The following is a 17910-nucleotide window of genomic DNA, read 5'->3' as shown; positions in this document are numbered from 1 at the left end:
GGAGGAAGAACTTATGGGGAAACGTAAGTCTTCTCCGCGGTTGGCAGCAACATCTTTTGATGCTGCTGGTATCATTATGGCCAACTTTTCCTGAATTATACTTTTGCTTTAAATTTTGGTGAAAAACTTTTCCACCCGGCCGGAAAATATGGTAGGATAAGATGGAAATCTGATGATACGTGGTGACCAGCATGAGAGTCATTTCAGGCAACCAAAAGGGCACTGTTTTAAAAGCCGTTCCGGGAATGGGGACGAGGCCTACGACAGATAAAGTAAAAGAAGCGATTTTTAATATGATCGGCCCGTATTTTGAAAAAGGCCTGGGCCTCGATTTATATGCAGGAAGCGGCGGGCTCGGGATTGAAGCCTTAAGCAGGGGCATGGAGAAAGTCATTTTTGTGGATAAGGACATCCAGGCGCTGCAAACCGTCCAGGCCAACCTGGCAAAATGCGGGTTTGAAGGCAGGAGTGAAGTATACCGGAACGATGCCGGCCGTGCATTGAAGGTGCTGGCGAAACGGGGGCTTGCCTTTGATACGGTATTCCTCGACCCGCCTTACAAAAAGCAAAAATTAACCGCGATGCTGGAATTTATCTCGGCAAACGGCCTTCTTCGTGAAAACGGTTACGCCGTTTGCGAGCACGACGCCGGGCTGACCTTGCCTGAAAAAGTGGGCAATCTTTTTACATATAAAACAGCACAGTACGGCATTACCGGCATCACGATTTACACGAAAAAGGGGGATGAAACCCGTGGGGAAGACCGCGATATGCCCGGGCAGCTTTGATCCGATTACAAACGGGCATCTGGATATTATTAAAAGAGGGGCAAAAGTATTTGACAAAGTTTATGTGGCAGTGCTGAATAATATTTCAAAACAGCCGCTGTTCGATATTGAAGAAAGAAAAGCGCTGATTCGGGAAGTGACAAAAGATATCCCGAATGTGGAAGTCGATTCCTTCCAGGGGCTTTTAATGGAATATGCGGAATCCAAAAAAGTGGATGTAATTATCCGGGGCTTACGGGCTGTTTCGGATTTTGAATATGAATTGCAGCTGACGTCCATGAACCGTGTGCTGAATGACAGAATTGAAACCTTTTTTATCATGACAAACAACCAATATTCTTTTCTCAGCTCAAGCATTGTGAAAGAAATCGCCAAATACCACGGCAATATTGCTGAACTTGTACCGCCGGTTGTGCATAAAGCATTGAAAAAGAAATTTCAGGGGCAATAGAAAAAGCGACCGGGGACCGGACATGCCGGCTATACATAAAGCGACGGGAAAATCCCGGGCGGGGCCGGTTTTGCACTTAAAGCGCCGGCCAATAAGGCTCCCTAAAACCGGGTATGCCGCGTTCATACACGGCACTAAAAATCCCTAAAAAAACAGGGCCGACCCGGGGTACCGGTCTGTGTACCGGAAAATTTGCGAAGGCATCAGAAAAAGCGGGAATGCTCCCCGCTTTTTTGCGCCTCTGTCAGGCCCGGTCCGCCCGGCAGGATCGGTAATAAAGGAAAATGTACAGCACAAGACAGGACAGGGTGAACAGCGGCCCGTAAATTTCAAGCCAATTTGTCAAACGCGCGTACAAGCTGCGGCCTCCACCCGGCATGCTGAAAGCTTCCTGCCACGCGCTTTTTTCGGCAAAAAAGCGTAAGTATACCGGATTCCAAATGAGCCGGATGATCATAGCTGACAGAAAGCCGTGCAGCACGCGGGCAAGAACAAACGGCCGGAAACGGATATCCGTCTGGGCAAGAATACTTGCCACCTGCGCCTGGATGCTGAACCCGCCAAAGCCGAGGATAAAGCTTGCGGCGATGACCTGCTGAAGCAGGGGGGATTCCTGGACTTCACTGATCATTTGGATCCCGAGCGTCACTTCGAAAAGGCCGGAAATGAGCGGGATGCTCAGTTTTTCCGAAAAATGCGCGAGGTGAAGTAGCTGGGAGACAAGCGTGCCTAATACGGATGTGACATGCATATACAGAAGCAATTTATTAAAGACTGAAAACAGGATGATAAATCCGCCGATCATTAAGAGCGTCTGGATGGCGGACATTACCGCGTCCCCGAGCAGCTTCCCGATCGGCTTGCTGTTTTTAATTCTTGTCGCATGCAAAACGATAAGCGCTTCTTTTAAAAGAAAGGTATGTTTCTTTTTCGGCCTTTTTGTATCCTCGCCAGTTCCGTAAAAACGCATCACCAGGCCGACAATAATATTGCCCGCATAATGCGCCGCGGCAAACAAAATGCCGAGAGAAGGATTATGGAAAAAGCCGACAGCGACCGCTCCAAAAATAAAAAGGGGGCTGGAAGAACTGGTAAACGCTACAAGCCGTTCTGCTTCAATCCGGTCAATCTGTTTTTCCTGGCGGAGACGTGCGGTCAATTTTGCCCCTGAAGGATTGCCGGAAGCAAGCCCCATGGCCCAGGTAAACCCGCCAACACCCGGAACACGGAACAATGGCCGCATTAAAGGCTCCAGGAGGACACCGACGAAGCGGACAACTCCGAAGCCGATCAGCAGTTCGGAAATGACAAAAAAAGGAAAAAGTGAAGGGAAAACGACTTCCCACCACATATTTAAACCCTGAATGGAGGCTTTAAAAGATTCATCTGGCAATACAATCATGGAAATCGCCATTATCGAAACGCTGAAGGCCAAAATGGCGCTTTTGAGTTTAGACTGGTACAATCTGTGTTCCTCCCCTGTCTTTCAATACGCAGCACTTGCTCGCTTGTCCTTATAAATCAAATATACTCATAGGTCTGTAAATTAGACCATAAACTGTACGAAAGAGAAGCACGAGGAGGGGGACGATGGCGGGCCGCCCGAAAATCGGATTGGCGCTCGGCTCGGGAGGCGCCAGAGGTTTTGCGCATATCGGTGTATTGAAAGTTTTCGAAGAGGAAGGCATTCCGGTGGATATGATTTCCGGCAGCAGCATTGGGGCGCTGGTTGCGGCGCTGTATGGGGCGGGGCGGACTGTCCGCGAGATGGAGCTGCTTTCCGGCGCATTTAAACGCAAATATTATTTGGACTTTAAAATTGGCAAGATGGGCCTGATTTCAGGAAAAAGAATTGAAGATCTGATCCGCTTGCTCGTTCACGGGAAAAAACTTGAAGAATTGAACCCGCCTGTCGCCGTTGTCGCCGCAAATCTTTCAAACGGCGAAAAAACGGTGTTCAGAAAAGGGCCGGTTGCAGAAGCGGTACGCGCCAGCATTTCCATCCCCGGCATTTTTGTCCCGAAAAAAATCAAGGGCCATCTCTTTGTGGACGGCGGCGTGGCGGACCGCGTCCCGGTGTCTGTTGTAAAGGAAATGGGGGCGGAGCTTTTGGTCGGGGTGGATGTTTCCGCCATGAAAAAAGAAGCGGAAATCCGCCATATTTATGATGTTATTATGCAAAGCATCGATATCATGCAGATGGAACTGGCCGAAAGCCGGAAAACGGAAGCCCATGTTTCGATCCGCCCCGATGTCTCGATGTACAGTTCAATGGCTTTTACAAATGCCGGACAAATCATTAAGATAGGGGAAGAAGCCGCAAAACAATCCGTAATTGAAATACAGCAATTGCTGGAAAAATGGAAGGAGCTCGACAAATGAAACACCGAAACATCCGGCGGCGCATACTGATTGCGGCAGTGCTGATCCTTGCCCTCCTGTCGTTTGTGCCGCTGCCTTATTATATTGAAATGCCGGGGAGCGCCATGCAGCTTGCCCCGCTGATCAAAGTAAAAGGTGGCTATCCTGAAAAAGGCCAGTTTATGCTGACGACTGTCCGTATGGGCCGTGCGAATCCGTATACGTATCTTTGGGCAAAAGTGAGAAAACACGAGGATGTCGTGCCGGTTCGTGAAATTATGGATAAAAATATGACGGACGAGGAATACAATGTCTATCAGCTTTATTTAATGGAATCAGCAAAACATAATGCTATCCAGGCTGCTTTTAAGAAGGCGAAAAGGCCGTTTAGCTCCCGTTATGAAGGGATTTATGTCCTGAATGTATATGACGGGATGCCGGCCGCAAAAGTGCTCAAAGCCGGAGACAGAATTACAAAAGTGGATGGCCATGCATTCAAGTCTTCCAAACAGTTTATGCACTATGTAGCAAAGAAAAAAGCCGGGGACAAAGTGGAATTGACCTATGTGCGCCAGAAAAAGGCGAAGACGGCAACCGTTGCGCTTGCAAAATTTAAGGAAAACCACCATAAAACGGGAATCGGGATCAGCCTTGTCGATGACCGGACCATCAAATCCGACCCGGCCGTGAAAATGGATACTGAAAAAATCGGCGGCCCTTCCGCCGGGCTGATGTTCACATTGGAAATCTACAACCAGCTGACCAAACAGGACATTACAAAAGGCTATAAAATTGCCGGAACCGGAACCATTTCGCCAAACGGGGAGGTTGGCCGCATCGGCGGAATTGATAAAAAAGTGATTGCAGCGGACAAAGCGGGGGCGGACATTTTCTTTGCCCCGGATGATACGATTCCACCCGAAATGAAAAAAGCCGACCCTGGCATCAAGCCGAATTACGAAGAGGCAAGAGCGGCCGCGAAAGAAATCGGGACGAACATGAAAATTGTACCGGTCAAAACACTGGATGATGCACTCGCCTATTTAAACGCCCTGAAACAGAAATAACCGGAAAGCCGCTTGTTTTAGCGGCTTTTCCCTAATAAGGGGAAGGCCGTCACGCATTCCGGGTTTTACCTGCAAGCCGGCATGTAATGTGTGATCCGGCTTGTTCGCTTTCAAAAAAGGTGCCAGCCTGCACGCATGCAGCTTTTTCCCCTGCAAAAAGCCGTCCTCATCATCTTGCGTTTCATCCGGTTATTCCCAGCCCCATGCCCGAAGCTTTCCGCCTGTAAAAAGGCAGCCTGCAGATTCACGCGCCATCCGTTTTTTCGTCTGCGAAAAAAGGCGGCTTGCTGAATTCCCGCGCCATCAGGCTTTCCCGTTCATTTGCCGGAAGCGGGAGGGCATATATCCGCGCGGCCCTTATGTCCGGTGCAAGCAGCGGGGCAGTTTGCAGCGAAAACTTTGAAATAACGGGAACCGGTACCGTTTTTTTCACGCTGTTCAAATAGCGCCTTCCCGTTTCGTTCATGGCGAGCAGCCGGATATACGCCGGTTTTGCCGCATGCCTTTTGATTTCTGTTTTTTTGGCATTGGTTAACAAATGGGTGCAAATTCGCTGTAGCCTTGTCCATGTGTATCGTTTTGTTTTCACTTTTCTCATGAAATCGGGAAAACTGTTGGCGGATACCGCGGCTTTTTTTAAACGGTATTCAATGCCTTCTTCCACTTCGTAAATGTCGCGCAGTTCCTCTTCAGAAGAGGAAAGCAGCCGGTAGTGCAAAAAAGGCCAGTAAAGCGCCCAATGCAGGAAGTGCCCGTTTCCGTTCCGGTGCCGGTTCAGCATAGTAAACGCTGATTCCGGCAGCGCCGGGCGGGCAGCGTGCAGATCTTCGGTTTGCAAGATGGTTCTTCTGATGGCGCTCGCACTTGCAATTTCACCGGTTATCGCGGCGTCATGATGCCCGGCTGCTTTTCTTTGGACGGTAAAAGCCTCCATCGTCGGGTTTTGCCTGGCTGCCGCGAGCATATAATGAAAGCCGAGAATATTATTGGGCGAACGTAAATCGAGCGCACTGCCTGGGGCGAGCTTTTGAAAGCTGTTTGATAGCGCAGCCGGATAGCTGATGCCTTTTTTGACCTCGCGCTTGACGGATGCGTTAAATGCCGCCTCGTTTTGAAGCAGGGCGGCGGCCGCCTGGCGGAATGCTTCGATGTCGCCGGATTCGCTGCCGAAGCAGAAGCTTTTGCACTGCAAAGCGTCCAAAACGGCAATCCCGCCTGCCGCAAATGTTTCGGCAGGCTGCACGGCAAATGCATACGGCAGTTCGACAACGAGATCCGCGCCCGATAATACGGCCATCTCCGCCCGCGTCCATTTTGAAACAAGCGCCGGCTCGCCCCGCTGCGTAAAATAGCCGCTCATAACGGCAATGATGCACTCTGCGCCTGTCATCCGCCGCGTCTCGCTAAGATGGTGCAGATGGCCATTATGAAAAGGATTGTACTCCACAATGATGCCGGTACTTTTCAAATTGTGATTCCCCTTTCCGGAAGATTTGAATGTTTAAAGAAATCCGTTTGGGATAAGTTATTTTTACCATAACCGGCAAAAAAAGCAATCCTGCCGGCTGCAAAATTTTTTGAAAAAACGGGGAGACTTGAGACGAAAGCGTAAAAAGGATGCGCCTAAAAAGCTTAGGCCGGTTTCTGTTTTGAAGAAAAATTTTCGTTTTGGACATAATGGTTGTAAAGCAAAAAATATTGACAAAAGGTATGAAGGAAGCTATAATTACCTTTGTTGTCTTGGGGTGATGAAAGTGAAATGGTCTGCCATTCAATTGCAAAAATTTCGGGACAAGCGCTTTGAGATAGATGGGTCGGTTGATATTACAAAAGATTTAATGGAAACCGATTCGGAAATCCGCGGGGCCTCGCCTTTCCACGTAACGGGAACGGGGAGCGTTGCGCGGGGCAGGGTGACGTTTGACCTTCACGTTGAAGGGACGCTTGTGCTGCCTTGTGCCCGGACGCTTGTTGATGTACATTACCCGGTAGACTTGAAATCGACAGAAACGTTTCTTCTTGAGCCTTCCGATTATGAAGGCGCTGAAGATGAAGAAGTGCATGTTGCCGAAAATGAGGTCATTGATTTGATCCCGGTTATGAAAGAATTGATTTTGCTCGACATTCCCATGCAAGTTTTCAGCGAGGAAGCTAAAAAAGGCGAACTGCCGCATACGGACAACTGGCAGGTGCTGACGGAGGACGAGTATTTGGAAATGGAGCAGAAGGCGGAAAAAGCGGTAGACCCGCGTATGGCCGGCCTTGCGAAATTTTTTGACCAGGATTCTGAATAACCGCCATCTTCGGCTAAAATGATATGCTGATCTCTTATAAGGAGGTGGGAAGAATGGCTGTACCTTTTAGAAGAACTTCTAAAACGGCAAAAAGAAAACGCCGCACACATTTTAAATTGCAAGTTCCCGGCATGGTTGAATGCCCGAGATGCGGTGAAATGAAAATGGCGCACCGCGTATGCCCATCTTGCGGTTTTTACAAAGACAAAGTTGTGGTAAATAAATAATAAAAGAGCACGGCGCAAACCCGTGCTTTTTTATTTGCCTAAAAAACGCGTTCCCTTCCCGCCATAAGCCCCTGCCTGTTCTTCCCTTTTTCCTCGAAATTTTGCAGCGGCTTTTCGTCTATCTTTTCTATTAACGGCATATGAATAGTATTAAAAAGGATGGAGGGGGAAGATATGCCGGCAGTCAGACAGGATGCCTGGACAAAGGAAGAAGATTTGTTGCTATCGGACATTGTGTTGCGCCATATCCGCGAAGGCAGCACGCAGCTCCGGGCGTTTGAAGAGGCAGGGAAGCGGATGAACCGGACCGCAGCGGCATGCGGGTTTAGGTGGAATTCTTATGTGAGAAAGCAGTACGCCTCCGAAATTGAGGCCGCAAAAAAAGAAAGAAAGGAAAGAAAACAGCTTGTCCGGGATTCCGGGAGAGCGCCTGCTGAAGAAGGGCCGCAGGCAAAAGCGACGCTGTTTGATGCCATCCGTATCCTTCAGCAGCTTGCGGAAAAAAGCAGGCACGAGAACGGGAAGTTGTCCGCATCCCGGCGCGGTACAGAGGAATGGAAAACCAAATATGAGGCACTGCTTCAAAAGTATCTTGAAGAAAAGGAAAAGCATGAAGTGCTGCAAAAAGAATACAGTGCGCTTCTTTCCATTATGGAAAAAGCACGGCAGCTGGCTGAACAGGATTAAAGCGGCGGACATCCCCTGGACCTTAAAAGGCAGGGGACATTTTTTGTTCGTAAAAGGCAAAAAAAGAACCGGAATCCGGTTCTTTAAGAGGAGGCCGTTTTTTTGTCCTGTTTTGCGTCTTTCAGCTTCACGCCGTGCGGCAGCCAGACAAACGGATTTTCGCTCAAATCACGCTCAACATTATAAGGAACGGGTTTGAACCCCATTTTTTCCCAAAATCCCCGCGACTTCAGGCGGGCGTTTGTTTTAATCGGCAACCCGAAGCTTTTGGCAAAATCAACAAGCGCCCGGCCGTAATTCTTATATTGATAGTTCGGGAGCACTTCCAGTTTCCAAAGTTCCAAAAATGTTTGCGGAGGATCAAAATAGAGATCATATTTTGCATCCCGTTCGTAAAGGCTCATGCGCGCAACGAGTTTATCGGCAAAATAGATGCCGTAAAATGGCGAGTCGGCGTTGTCTTCAATAATATTGTCTTGCAAATCTTCGAGCATGGACAGTTCCTGCTGCCCGTACTCTTTAAACTGTTTGAATTCTTCGAGCGTTTTGTAGTTCACTTTCAGCCTTTCCACTTGATATGCCATATTAATTCCCCCATCCCTCTTTATAGTGCTGTGTCGCGGCAGCATGGCGGCGATTCTTGCATAAAACCGGTTGATATTATAATTATATAACAAACAATTGGAAGAATGAAAGAAATACGTGTAAGCGGTCGCACCTCATTTTTTGTCCGGAATTTTCTTTTCCATTCCCTTATTGCCTGTTAAAATGGAGCAAAGAAAATGGAAAGGGGCGGGCAAAATGAAAATCGGGATTATTGGCGCTGGCGCGATCGGTTTATTATACGGGGGCTGGCTTGGAAAGTTGCATGAAGTGACCCTGTTTCCGAGGACGAAGGCACAGGCCGGGCAGCTGAATGAAAAAGGGATTACCGTAAAAGACAGCGCATCTTCGTTCAGGACGATTGTCAAAGCGGATGGCACGTTCTCTTCACTTTCCTCCCAGGATTTGGTGATTGTTGCCGTCAAGCAATATGACCTTCCCGCTGTTGCAGCCGTTTTAAAACACGAAGATGGCGGGGTGCCGGCCTTGTTTTTGCAAAACGGCATGGGCCATCTGGCTCTTCTTGAAAAATTGCCGCAAAAAACGATCCTTGTTGGCACGGTGGAGCACGGTGCATCTCGGCTTGACGGCACAACGGTGAAGCATAACGGGCACGGCAAAACGAATATCGCCGTCTACCACGGAAAATGGGATGAAAGCGTGCAGCTGCATACAGATGCATTCCCGTTCACGATGCAGCCGGATTATGAGCTGATGCTTTTGCGCAAATGTTTTGCCAATGCCGTCATCAATCCGCTCACAGCCGTTTTAAAGGCAAAGAACGGGGAACTTGTCAGCAACCCGCATTATGCCCGTGTGTTCCGCGCGGTATTTGAAGAACTGGTGGCGCTATTCCCGAAACTTTCGCGGGAAAAGATGTGGGAGGAAGCCACCGGCATTTGCAAAAATACATGCGAAAATGAATCATCCATGCTGAAAGATGTGAAAAAAGGAGCACGGACCGAGATTGACGCGATTCTCGGTTACATGCTGGAAACGGCTGCCCGTCAAAACAGCCGGGTTCCGCTTGCGTCCGCCCTTTATGAAATGGTGAAAGGGATGGAAGAAAAGGGGTGAGGCGCGTTCCCGGTGCTGCCGCCGTGCCTCAAGCGGCCGGAAACAGGCCTTCTGTTTTTGAAACGGGCATCCTTGAAACGGGCAGGCAGGCTTTTTTTCTTTTTTTCACAAAAATGCTATACTCAATGAGAAAATCAATGAAAACGAGAAAGGAAGAATCATTTGATGGAACTGGAAAACTTTTCAATTCCAGCAACGAATCGGTTCGCTTCCCTCTATCTTGCGCAAAAATCTCCTGTAAAGGATTTTTTTCATTATGACATAACGGATGCTTCTGTTTTCCATAAAAGAGTGGAAGATTTAAAAAAACGGGCTTTTAACCGGGAAGGGCTGGCAGATTGTATCGGGCACTATATGGAAAAATTTGGGATTTATCCGGAGACGGCCCGTTCCTTGGAAAAATTAAGGCAGCCGGACGCTGCTGTTGTGATCGGCGGCCAGCAGGCAGGGCTTTTAACAGGGCCGCTTTATACCATCCATAAACTGATTTCCATTATCCGGCTTGCCAGTGAGCAGGAAGAAGCCCTTCAAATTCCGGTTGTGCCTGTTTTCTGGATAGCGGGCGAGGACCATGACTATTTGGAAGTGAATCATATTTATGCTGAACAGGAAAGGCGTTTAAAAAAATTCAGTTATGCTGAAGGGCCGCTTGAGAAAAAAATGATCTCTGACACCAAACCGGATCCTGCCCATTTAAAGAAATGGATACATAAAGTTTTTGAAGCATTTGGCGAAACCGAACATACCAATGCCCTTCTTTCCCGGCTGGAGGCGTTTGCAGACAGGGCGCAAAGCCTTTCTGACCTGTTTGCCTGCATGATCCACGATCTTTTCAAGGCGTACGGGGTGCTGCTCATCGATTCGGCTGATGCGCACTTGCGGAAGATCGAGGCGCCGTTTTTTGAACGGATGATCCGGGATTATGGCACGATTACGGAAGCGGTCCTCTGGCAGCAGCAGGAAATCGCGCGGTTTGAGTTTCCAAAAGCGATTGACATTTCGAGCCGGGCGTTGAATCTTTTTTATTATGACGGGAAGGAACGGATTTTGCTTGCGTACAGTCCGGAGCACGGCGGATTTACCGGGAAAGGCGGCAGCCCCTTTTTTACGGAGGAAGCGTTGCTCGCGCTTTGTGCGAAAAGCCCTGAACGGCTGAGCAATAATGTTGTCACACGGCCGCTCATGCAGGAATGGCTCTTCCCAACCCTCGCGTTTATCGGCGGGCCGGGCGAAATTGCGTACTGGGCCGAGCTGAAGCGGGTGTTTGAAGAATTGGGGATTCTTATGCCGCCTCTTGTGCCGCGGCTCAACATTACGCTGCTTGAGAGAGCGGTCCAAAGGGATATCGAGGAACTGGAACTCGATATCGGGCATGTATTAAAATACGGGACCTGGAAAGAGCGGGAAAAATATTGGAATGCCGCAAAAGATGAGAATATGGACGCACTCATTGCAGAAACAGAAAAAATGCTGAAAATGCAATACGATAAAATTTTCGCCGCAATTGGAAAGGGGCTGCAACCGCTTGCCCGCAAAAATCTCGATTTTCACCTCGGGCAGCTTGCGTTTTTGCAGCGGAAAGTGGATGAAGAGATTGCGGAAAAACATGATGCCGTCCTTGAAAAATACGCACGGGTCGAACGTGCTTTGCGCCCGGACGGCAATCCCCAAGAAAGGGTTTGGAACCTTTTTTATTTCCTTAACAAATACGGGACAGACTTTATCCACACCCTTGCCGCCCTGCCGTTCGCATTTGACGGCACCCATAAACTCGTTAAAATTTAACCGGCTGACAGCGGCCGGCTTTTTTGTGCAAAAAAACAGGGGAGAAGGGGCGTTGGTTTGCGAAGTGAAAAAGCGGGCTGCCGGGGTCTGGCCATGCTGGAATCGGGTTTTACGGCCGGCAAGTTTTCAATTGATTTTTTCTTGCAAAAAGCAGGAAATCAAGCGCGCGGGGAGAATATAAAAATTAAAGTGGTGAAAGGTGGGGGATTGTGGTAAATTATTAATATGAAGTGGGAAGCGGGGGGCACGCGCCAATGTTCATGGGAGAATACCGGCACAATATCGATGTAAAAGGCCGTTTGATTGTACCGGCCAAATTCCGTGAACAGCTTGGCGATACGTTTGTCATTACCCGTGGGCTGGACCGTTGCATTTTCGGTTACCCTGCGGATGAATGGAAACAGGTGGAAGAAAAACTGAAGTCCCTTCCGTTAACGAAAAAAGATGCCCGCGCATTCACACGTTTTTTCTTTTCGGGGGCGACCGAATGCGAGCGGGATAAGCAAGGGCGCATTCTGATTCCCGCACCGCTCCTTTCCTACGCGAAACTCGAAAAAGAATGCGTGGTGCTCGGCGTTTCCAATCGAATTGAGATTTGGAGCAAAGATTTATGGGAAGAATATTTTCAGGAATCGGAGGCCTCTTTTGCCGATATTGCGGAAAACCTCATCGATTTTGACCTTTAACATGTTCGATTGGATAGGAGATTCAGTATGTTTGCACACAAGACCGTTTTGCTAAAAGAAACCGTTGACGGGCTACATATCAAACCGGGTGGGATTTATGTTGACTGCACGCTCGGCGGCGGGGGGCACAGCGCCTATTTACTTAAGCAGCTTACCGGCGGGCATTTATACGCTTTTGACCAGGATGAAACGGCGATTCAGCATGCCAAAGAAAAGCTTGCCCATGACCAAAACAGGATCACTTTTATTAAAAGCAATTTCCGCTATTTAAAATCTGAACTGAAAGCGCGCGGTGTGCAGGCTGTCGACGGCATCTTGTATGATTTGGGCGTCTCATCCCCGCAGCTGGATACACCGGAACGGGGATTCAGCTACCAGCATGATGCGCCGCTCGATATGCGGATGGACCTCGATGCCCCGCTTACCGCATATGAAGTCGTCAATGAATGGCCGTATGAAAAACTGGTCCGGATCTTTTTCCGTTACGGGGAAGAAAAGTTTTCAAAACAAATCGCCCGCAAAATCGAGGCGTCCCGTGCCAAAAAACCGATAGAAACAACCGGTGAACTGGCCGATCTAATTAAAGAAGCGATTCCCGCACCCGCACGAAGAAAAGGCGGGCATCCGGCAAAAAGGGTCTTTCAGGCGATCCGGATTGCCGTGAATGATGAATTATCCGCTTTTGAAACTTCTTTAACGGATGCCATTTCGCTTTTAAAACCGGGCGGGCGGGTCTCTGTCATTACCTTTCATTCCCTGGAAGACCGCATTTGTAAAAATATATTGAAAGAATTCAGCAGTGCAGGAGATTTGCCGCATGGGCTGCCTGTCATCCCAAAAGAATACGAGCCCGTATTAAAACTCATTACGAAAAAACCCATTATCCCGGATGATGAGGAAGTGGGCGGGAACAACCGGTCAAGGTCGGCTAAACTGCGCATTGCGGAAAAACGCTAAGAAAATAGAGGAGGGAGTTTTTTGAGTAATTTAGCAAGGCAGCCGAAACGTGCGCCGGAACAACAGCAACAGGTTGAAAAAAGAGTAGCCCCGGTCACAAGACGCGCGCAGATCACTTTAGGGGAAAAGATTATCGCAAGCCTTTTTGCTTTGTTCGTTCTGATTATGGCCGTGAAGATCGTATCAACGGAAGCTGCGATTTATAATGCCAACCGGTCGATTGAAGATACGAAAACCGCGATCCAGAACAAAAACAAGGTGACCGATGATTTGAAAATGCAAGTAAGCGAATTAAGCCGCTACGACCGTATTTACGAAAAGGCAAAAAAACTCGGCTTGAAATTGGACGAGAATAATGTCAAGGTTGTTGAAAATAAATGAAGTCTAGAAAACTGAATACAAACAGGGGGGCAGCGATATTATTTATCATATTCGGTCTGTCCTTTTTTATTATCGCCGTAAGGTTTTTGACGATTGAAATCACAGGGCAGGCAGACGGGAAAGTGCTCGCGGCAAAAGCGGCGAAAAAGTATTTGCGGACAAGCACCATTCCCGCTTCCCGCGGCAATATTTACGATGCAAGCGGGGAAGTGATCGCCGAAAATGTTGTTTCGTACAATCTGGTTGCTATTTTGGACCCGAAAGCCACGATTGATCCGGAACATCCGAAACATGTTGTCAACCCCCGGAAAACCGCCCAGGCCCTTGCAAAATATATTGACATGCCCGAATCAAAAATCTATTCGCTTCTGACACAAAAAGGGCGGTTTCAAGTGGAATTCGGGAAAGCGGGGCAGGATATTCCCTATCAAACAAAAAATGAAATTCAAAAACTGAACCTGCCGGGCATCCAGTTCGAAGCGGTGCCGAAACGCACGTATCCGAACGGTTCGTTTGCCTCCCATCTGGTCGGTTATGCGCAGAAAAATGAGACGGGCGGCCAAATGGCAGGCGTAATGGGAATCGAAAAAAGCATGAATGCCGCTTTGGAAGGGAAAGACGGAAAAATCAGTTATGAAGGCGACTTTTGGGGGTATATTCTGCCAAACGCGCATAAAAAAGTCACCAAACCGAAAAACGGGGAAAATGTCTATTTAACGATTGACAAGAAAATCCAGTCTTTCGTTGAAGATGCGCTTGGCAAAGTCCAGAAGCAATACAATCCGAAAAAAGCGTTTGTTGTCGTGGCAGATCCGAAAACGGGTAGGATACTGGCGATGGGGCAGCGACCGACATTTGACCCGGAAACGCGGAAAGGTTTGAGCGTCTGGCAGAACGAAGCAGTCGAAACCGCTTATGAACCGGGCTCGACGATGAAAATTTTTACCTTGGCGGCGGCCGTCCAGGAAGGCGCTTTTCACCCGTATGCGACCTATAAGTCAGGGGAATTCCATGTAAAAAATGTGCCAAACCCGATTAAAGACCATAACGGCGGGGTCGGCTGGGGCAGGATCACCTTTCTGGAAGGGCTGCAGCGTTCTTCGAATGTCGCATTTGCCACATTGCTTGATTATATTAAGCAGGATAAACTTAAGCAATATTTGGAAGCGTTCGGGTTCGGGAAAAAGACGAAAGTCGGCTTGCCAAATGAAGCTTCCGGCAAAATTTTATACGATTATCCGGTCGAACGGTATACGACGACATTCGGTCAGGGCACAACCGTGACCGCAATGCAGATGATTCAGGCGGCAACAGCGGTTGCCAATGACGGGAAAATGATGAAGCCGTATGTAGTCGACAAAGTGGTCAATCCCACAACCGGAAAAACGGAAAAAACAAAACCAACCGTTGCCGGCAACCCGATCAGCGCGGACACCGCGAAAAAAGTCCGGGATTATTTGCGGACGGTTGTGACGAATAAAAAAACCGGGACCGGCACGGCCTATAACATTCCGGGCTATGAGGTGACCGGCAAAACCGGTACCGCCCAGATCCCGAATCCGAACGGCGGCGGTTATTTAACCGGTACCGATAACTATATCTTTTCTTTTCTCGGCATGGCGCCGAAAGACAATCCGAAATTAATCGTTTACGCCGTTGTCCAGCAGCCGCATTTAAAAGCAGGCGAGCTTGGTGGCGAACCGGTTAAAGCGCTGTTTAACCCGATTATGAAGAACAGCCTGCAATATTTAAATATTAAACCGGCAAAAGGGAAGGTCGTACGCCTTGCCAAGCTTCCTGATTTTACGGGTGACAGCCGGACAGAAGCATCATCTGCCGTAAGAGCACTGGGGCTTACCCCTGTTGTGCTCGGCGATGGCGATACCGTGACAGCCCAGGAACCCGGGGCACAGGAAAAACTCCTGCCGGGCGCAAAAGTATTTTTGAAAACAAATGGCAATAGGGTAATGCCGGATATACGCGGCTTTTCGAAACGTGACGTGGTGGGCGCTGCCAAACTGCTCGGTCTCCGCCTGGTCATAAGCGGGGAAGGCTATGCCGTATCACAAAGCATTCCGGCAAAGTCAAAGGTGAAATCCGGGCAGGCCCTTACTGTAAAATTTAAGAATCCATAGGCGGGCGGCAGAAGGGATGCCGAAAAAAGCAAGCACAAGGCTTGCTTTTTTTCATGCGCGTGAAAAGGTACTAGCCGGATGCGTACAAGCATATAAATGGGTGTAAAGGCAACAAAGGGCTTGTTTCGCCCGGAGCGGATTTACAGGATTTCAGAAAGCCTGCAGGGCTGAAACTTTTCATCTTTCCTGCGCCGTGGAGTCTGCTGCTTTGAGATTTAAATAAAGGAGGCGCGCTCGTGAAACGTGTATCCAATGTTACGGTGAGAAAGCGGCTTGTTTTTATATTGCTTTGCGGGATTGTCATTTTCAGCATTATAGATGTGCGGCTCGGTTATGTCCAGTTCGGGCTCGGGGATATGCTGACGGACAGGGCAAAAGCACTATGGAGCAGAAGTATCCCTTTTGAAGGGGAGCGGGGAAAAATCGAAGACAGAAACGGCGTGCCGATCGCCTCCAACCAAAGCGCCCCGACGATTTTCATCATTCCGAGGCAGGTCAAGGACCCGGCGAAAACGGCAGAAAAACTGGGGAACGCCCTTGATGCAGACAAAGAAAAGATCTATAAAGAGATTACACAGGTCAGATCGATTGTCAGAATAAAAGAAGGGCGGAAAATCAGCAATGAAAAGGCAAATGACGTACGCCGCCTCGGGCTTTCGGGGGTCTATATCGCGGAAGATTCCAAGCGGTATTATCCGTTCGGCCGCTACCTTTCGCATGTACTCGGATTCACCGGCGCCGACAATCAGGGGCTGACCGGGCTCGAACTGTATTATGATGATGCGCTGAGCGGAAAAAAAGGGGCAGTCGAGTTTTATACGGACGCAAAAGGGAAGAAAAAGATGAAGGATATGGCGGATGAATATGAAGCGCCAAAAAACGGGCTTGACCTGAAGCTAACGGTTGATACAAAAGTCCAGACGGTCATTGAGCGCGAACTCGATAATGCTGAAAAAAAATATCATCCGGACGGGCTGATTGCGATCGCCATGGACCCGGACACCGGGGAAATTCTCGGGATGTCAAGCAGGCCGAGCTATACGCCTGACAATTATAAAAATGTGCCGCAGGAAGTGTATAACCGGAACCTGCCGATCTGGAGCACATACGAACCGGGATCGACATTTAAAATTATCACACTTGCCGCCGCCCTTGAAGAAAAGAAAGTGAATTTGACAAAAGACAAATTTTACGATTCCGGCGCGGTTGAAGTCGGAGGTTCGACGCTGCACTGCTGGAAAAGGGGCGGGCACGGCAGCGAAACGTTCCTTGAGGTTGTCCAAAATTCATGCAACCCGGGTTTTGTCGAACTCGGTGAAAGGCTCGGGAAAAATACATTGTTCAAATACATCCGCAATTTCGGGTTTGGCACAAAAACCGGCGTGGATCTATCCGGCGAAGCTTCCGGCATTTTGTTCAACCTTGATCGCGTCGGGCCGGTTGAACTAGCGACAACGGCTTTCGGGCAGGGGGTTTCTGTTACGCCGATCCAGCAGGTGGCGGCGGTCTCGGCTGCCGTAAACGGCGGGATCCTCTACAAACCGTATATTGCAAAGGAACTCGTCGACCCCGAAACTGGGGAAACGGTCATGCGAAAAAACCCGGTTGCCAAAAGAAGGGTGATCTCGGAAAACACGTCAAAACAAATCCGCCATGCGCTTGAAACAGTTGTCACACAGGGGAGCGGAAAAAATGCTTATGTGGACGGTTATCCGGTCGGCGGGAAAACCGGGACGGCGCAAAAAGCCAAAAACGGCCGCTATCTCGAAAACAATTATGTTTTATCCTTTATCGGTTTCGCCCCGGCCAATGATCCAAAAATCGTCGTCTACTTGGCGGTCGATAATCCGAAAAATACGATCCAATTCGGCGGCCAGGTGGCAGCCCCGATCGCGGGCACGATCATCGGCGACAGCCTGCGTGCCATGGGCGTCAAGCCGGTGAAAAACCAGGCGGAAAAAGAAAAAAGTTATTTTGAAACGCCAACGGTGAAAGTGCCGAATTTAATCGGGGAGACGAAAAAAGAGATGATGAACGACCAATACAATCTCAAACTTGACGTCAGCGGATCCGGAAACAAGGTGATCCGGCAGTCCCCTGAACCAGGCGTGAAAGTGGAAGAAGGCTCAACGATCCGGGTTTACATGCAGTAAAACAGACTTTCCAGTTCCTTATTTACTTGGGCCCCGCCAGGCCCGACAATCCGGATTTGCATGCAGGAAAACAGGGCGGCGCCGTATGTCCGGCCGCCCGTGTTTTTGTTTCAAGGGGCATAAAACAGGGCTGCTCCGGCTTACATTTTAAAAATCAGCAGGACTTCATAGCTTAATGGCCGTTTTTTTTGTACAATAGAAAAGGACTGTATTTACATGTATACACAAAAAAGATGCAGCAACAAGGGTTTGGAACAG

Annotated in this window: 17 protein-coding genes; 14 read left to right on the top strand and 3 right to left on the bottom strand. The window is 48.9% G+C overall.

What is annotated here, in order from left to right; genetic code table 11:
* Positions 1–191: 191 nt before the first annotated feature.
* Together rsmD and coaD are read left to right on the top strand one after the other, a co-directional pair.
* Complete coding sequence (gene rsmD, locus IC21_RS01960) at positions 192–788, top strand: 16S rRNA (guanine(966)-N(2))-methyltransferase RsmD (RefSeq protein ID WP_029142115.1); 597 nt, start codon at positions 192–194, stop codon at positions 786–788.
* The gene (coaD, locus tag IC21_RS01955) at positions 745–1239 is read left to right on the top strand and encodes a pantetheine-phosphate adenylyltransferase (protein WP_029713796.1); all 495 of its coding nucleotides are present in this window, start codon (positions 745–747) and stop codon (positions 1237–1239) included. The genes rsmD and coaD overlap by 44 nt, the downstream gene beginning before the upstream one ends.
* 244 nt (positions 1240–1483) lie before the next feature.
* Here the strand turns inward: coaD and spoVV are convergent, their stop codons facing one another.
* Positions 1484–2704 carry a dipicolinic acid transporter SpoVV gene (gene spoVV, locus IC21_RS01950; protein WP_029142117.1) on the bottom strand — a complete coding sequence of 407 codons (1221 nt, stop codon included), beginning with the start codon at positions 2702–2704 and terminating at the stop codon, positions 1484–1486.
* 125 nt (positions 2705–2829) lie between these two features.
* Here spoVV and IC21_RS01945 point away from each other — a divergent pair, with 125 nt between their 5' ends.
* Together IC21_RS01945 and IC21_RS01940 are read left to right on the top strand one after the other, a co-directional pair.
* Complete coding sequence (locus IC21_RS01945; RefSeq protein ID WP_029142118.1) at positions 2830–3621, top strand: patatin-like phospholipase family protein; 792 nt, start codon at positions 2830–2832, stop codon at positions 3619–3621.
* Positions 3618–4667: a SepM family pheromone-processing serine protease gene (locus tag IC21_RS01940; protein ID WP_019721941.1), complete on the top strand. Its 1050-nt coding sequence runs from the start codon at positions 3618–3620 to the stop codon at positions 4665–4667. Before IC21_RS01945 ends, IC21_RS01940 begins: the two co-directional genes overlap by 4 nt.
* Positions 4668–4911: 244 nt before the next feature.
* On the opposite strand, the gene IC21_RS01930 is transcribed toward IC21_RS01940, so the two are convergent.
* Positions 4912–6135 carry a nucleotidyltransferase gene (locus tag IC21_RS01930; RefSeq protein WP_029142120.1) on the bottom strand — a complete coding sequence of 408 codons (1224 nt, stop codon included), beginning with the start codon at positions 6133–6135 and terminating at the stop codon, positions 4912–4914.
* Between the two features lie 280 nt (positions 6136–6415).
* On the opposite strand from IC21_RS01930, the gene IC21_RS01925 reads away from it, so the two are divergent.
* The 3 genes from IC21_RS01925 to IC21_RS01915 all read left to right on the top strand — a co-directional run bounded on the left by IC21_RS01925 (position 6416) and on the right by IC21_RS01915 (position 7875).
* Positions 6416–6961: a YceD family protein gene (locus IC21_RS01925; protein WP_029142121.1), complete on the top strand. Its 546-nt coding sequence runs from the start codon at positions 6416–6418 to the stop codon at positions 6959–6961.
* A gap of 53 nt (positions 6962–7014) precedes the next feature.
* Positions 7015–7188, top strand: a complete 174-nt coding sequence (rpmF, locus tag IC21_RS01920) for a 50S ribosomal protein L32 (RefSeq protein ID WP_017553868.1) — start codon at positions 7015–7017, stop codon at positions 7186–7188.
* 174 nt (positions 7189–7362) lie between these two features.
* Positions 7363–7875, top strand: coding sequence for an RsfA family transcriptional regulator (locus IC21_RS01915; protein ID WP_029142122.1), 513 nt, complete (start codon positions 7363–7365; stop codon positions 7873–7875).
* Between the two features lie 83 nt (positions 7876–7958).
* Here the strand turns inward: IC21_RS01915 and IC21_RS01910 are convergent, their stop codons facing one another.
* Positions 7959–8459, bottom strand: coding sequence for an N-acetyltransferase (locus IC21_RS01910; protein WP_017553866.1), 501 nt, complete (start codon positions 8457–8459; stop codon positions 7959–7961).
* A 217-nt stretch (positions 8460–8676) separates the two neighbouring features.
* On the opposite strand from IC21_RS01910, the gene IC21_RS01905 reads away from it, so the two are divergent.
* The 7 genes from IC21_RS01905 to IC21_RS01875 all read left to right on the top strand — a co-directional run bounded on the left by IC21_RS01905 (position 8677) and on the right by IC21_RS01875 (position 17652).
* Complete coding sequence (locus tag IC21_RS01905) at positions 8677–9555, top strand: 2-dehydropantoate 2-reductase (protein ID WP_029142123.1); 879 nt, start codon at positions 8677–8679, stop codon at positions 9553–9555.
* A gap of 165 nt (positions 9556–9720) precedes the next feature.
* The gene (gene bshC / locus IC21_RS01900; RefSeq protein ID WP_029142124.1) at positions 9721–11340 is read left to right on the top strand and encodes a bacillithiol biosynthesis cysteine-adding enzyme BshC; all 1620 of its coding nucleotides are present in this window, start codon (positions 9721–9723) and stop codon (positions 11338–11340) included.
* 254 nt (positions 11341–11594) lie between these two features.
* Positions 11595–12026: a division/cell wall cluster transcriptional repressor MraZ gene (gene mraZ, locus IC21_RS01895; RefSeq protein WP_029142125.1), complete on the top strand. Its 432-nt coding sequence runs from the start codon at positions 11595–11597 to the stop codon at positions 12024–12026.
* Between the two features lie 27 nt (positions 12027–12053).
* Entirely contained in the window at positions 12054–12983 is a 930-nt protein-coding gene (gene rsmH / locus IC21_RS01890) for a 16S rRNA (cytosine(1402)-N(4))-methyltransferase RsmH (protein ID WP_029142126.1), read from the top strand.
* Positions 12984–13004: 21 nt separating this feature from the next.
* Positions 13005–13364 (top strand): cell division protein FtsL, encoded by a 360-nt coding sequence (gene ftsL, locus IC21_RS01885; protein WP_013858968.1) that lies wholly within the window; start codon positions 13005–13007, stop codon positions 13362–13364.
* Positions 13361–15499, top strand: a complete 2139-nt coding sequence (locus IC21_RS01880; protein WP_029142127.1) for a penicillin-binding protein — start codon at positions 13361–13363, stop codon at positions 15497–15499. The genes ftsL and IC21_RS01880 overlap by 4 nt, the downstream gene beginning before the upstream one ends.
* Positions 15500–15735: 236 nt before the next feature.
* The gene (locus IC21_RS01875; RefSeq protein ID WP_029142128.1) at positions 15736–17652 is read left to right on the top strand and encodes a stage V sporulation protein D; all 1917 of its coding nucleotides are present in this window, start codon (positions 15736–15738) and stop codon (positions 17650–17652) included.
* Positions 17653–17910 lie beyond the last annotated feature (258 nt).

Origin of the sequence: Heyndrickxia coagulans DSM 1 = ATCC 7050 (assembly GCF_000290615.1) — a bacterium.
In the GTDB taxonomy this organism is placed as follows: domain Bacteria; phylum Bacillota; class Bacilli; order Bacillales; family Bacillaceae_C; genus Weizmannia; species Weizmannia coagulans.
This window is presented reverse-complemented; position numbering and strand designations above follow the sequence as displayed.

What these genes read in the sequence shown, in the direction of transcription:
- bshC (WP_029142124.1), top strand. Translation starts at nt 9,721, where the DNA reads ATGGAACTGGAAAACTTTTCAATTCCAGCAACGAATCGGTTCGCTTCC.
- IC21_RS01880 (WP_029142127.1), top strand. Translation starts at nt 13,361, where the DNA reads ATGAAGTCTAGAAAACTGAATACAAACAGGGGGGCAGCGATATTATTT.
- rsmH (WP_029142126.1), top strand. Translation starts at nt 12,054, where the DNA reads ATGTTTGCACACAAGACCGTTTTGCTAAAAGAAACCGTTGACGGGCTA.
- IC21_RS01925 (WP_029142121.1), top strand. Translation starts at nt 6,416, where the DNA reads ATGAAAGTGAAATGGTCTGCCATTCAATTGCAAAAATTTCGGGACAAG.
- rpmF (WP_017553868.1), top strand. Translation starts at nt 7,015, where the DNA reads ATGGCTGTACCTTTTAGAAGAACTTCTAAAACGGCAAAAAGAAAACGC.
- IC21_RS01940 (WP_019721941.1), top strand. Translation starts at nt 3,618, where the DNA reads ATGAAACACCGAAACATCCGGCGGCGCATACTGATTGCGGCAGTGCTG.
- coaD (WP_029713796.1), top strand. Translation starts at nt 745, where the DNA reads ATGAAACCCGTGGGGAAGACCGCGATATGCCCGGGCAGCTTTGATCCG.
- IC21_RS01915 (WP_029142122.1), top strand. Translation starts at nt 7,363, where the DNA reads ATGCCGGCAGTCAGACAGGATGCCTGGACAAAGGAAGAAGATTTGTTG.
- rsmD (WP_029142115.1), top strand. Translation starts at nt 192, where the DNA reads ATGAGAGTCATTTCAGGCAACCAAAAGGGCACTGTTTTAAAAGCCGTT.
- IC21_RS01945 (WP_029142118.1), top strand. Translation starts at nt 2,830, where the DNA reads ATGGCGGGCCGCCCGAAAATCGGATTGGCGCTCGGCTCGGGAGGCGCC.
- IC21_RS01910 (WP_017553866.1), bottom strand. Translation starts at nt 8,459, where the DNA reads ATGGCATATCAAGTGGAAAGGCTGAAAGTGAACTACAAAACGCTCGAA.
- IC21_RS01905 (WP_029142123.1), top strand. Translation starts at nt 8,677, where the DNA reads ATGAAAATCGGGATTATTGGCGCTGGCGCGATCGGTTTATTATACGGG.
- mraZ (WP_029142125.1), top strand. Translation starts at nt 11,595, where the DNA reads ATGTTCATGGGAGAATACCGGCACAATATCGATGTAAAAGGCCGTTTG.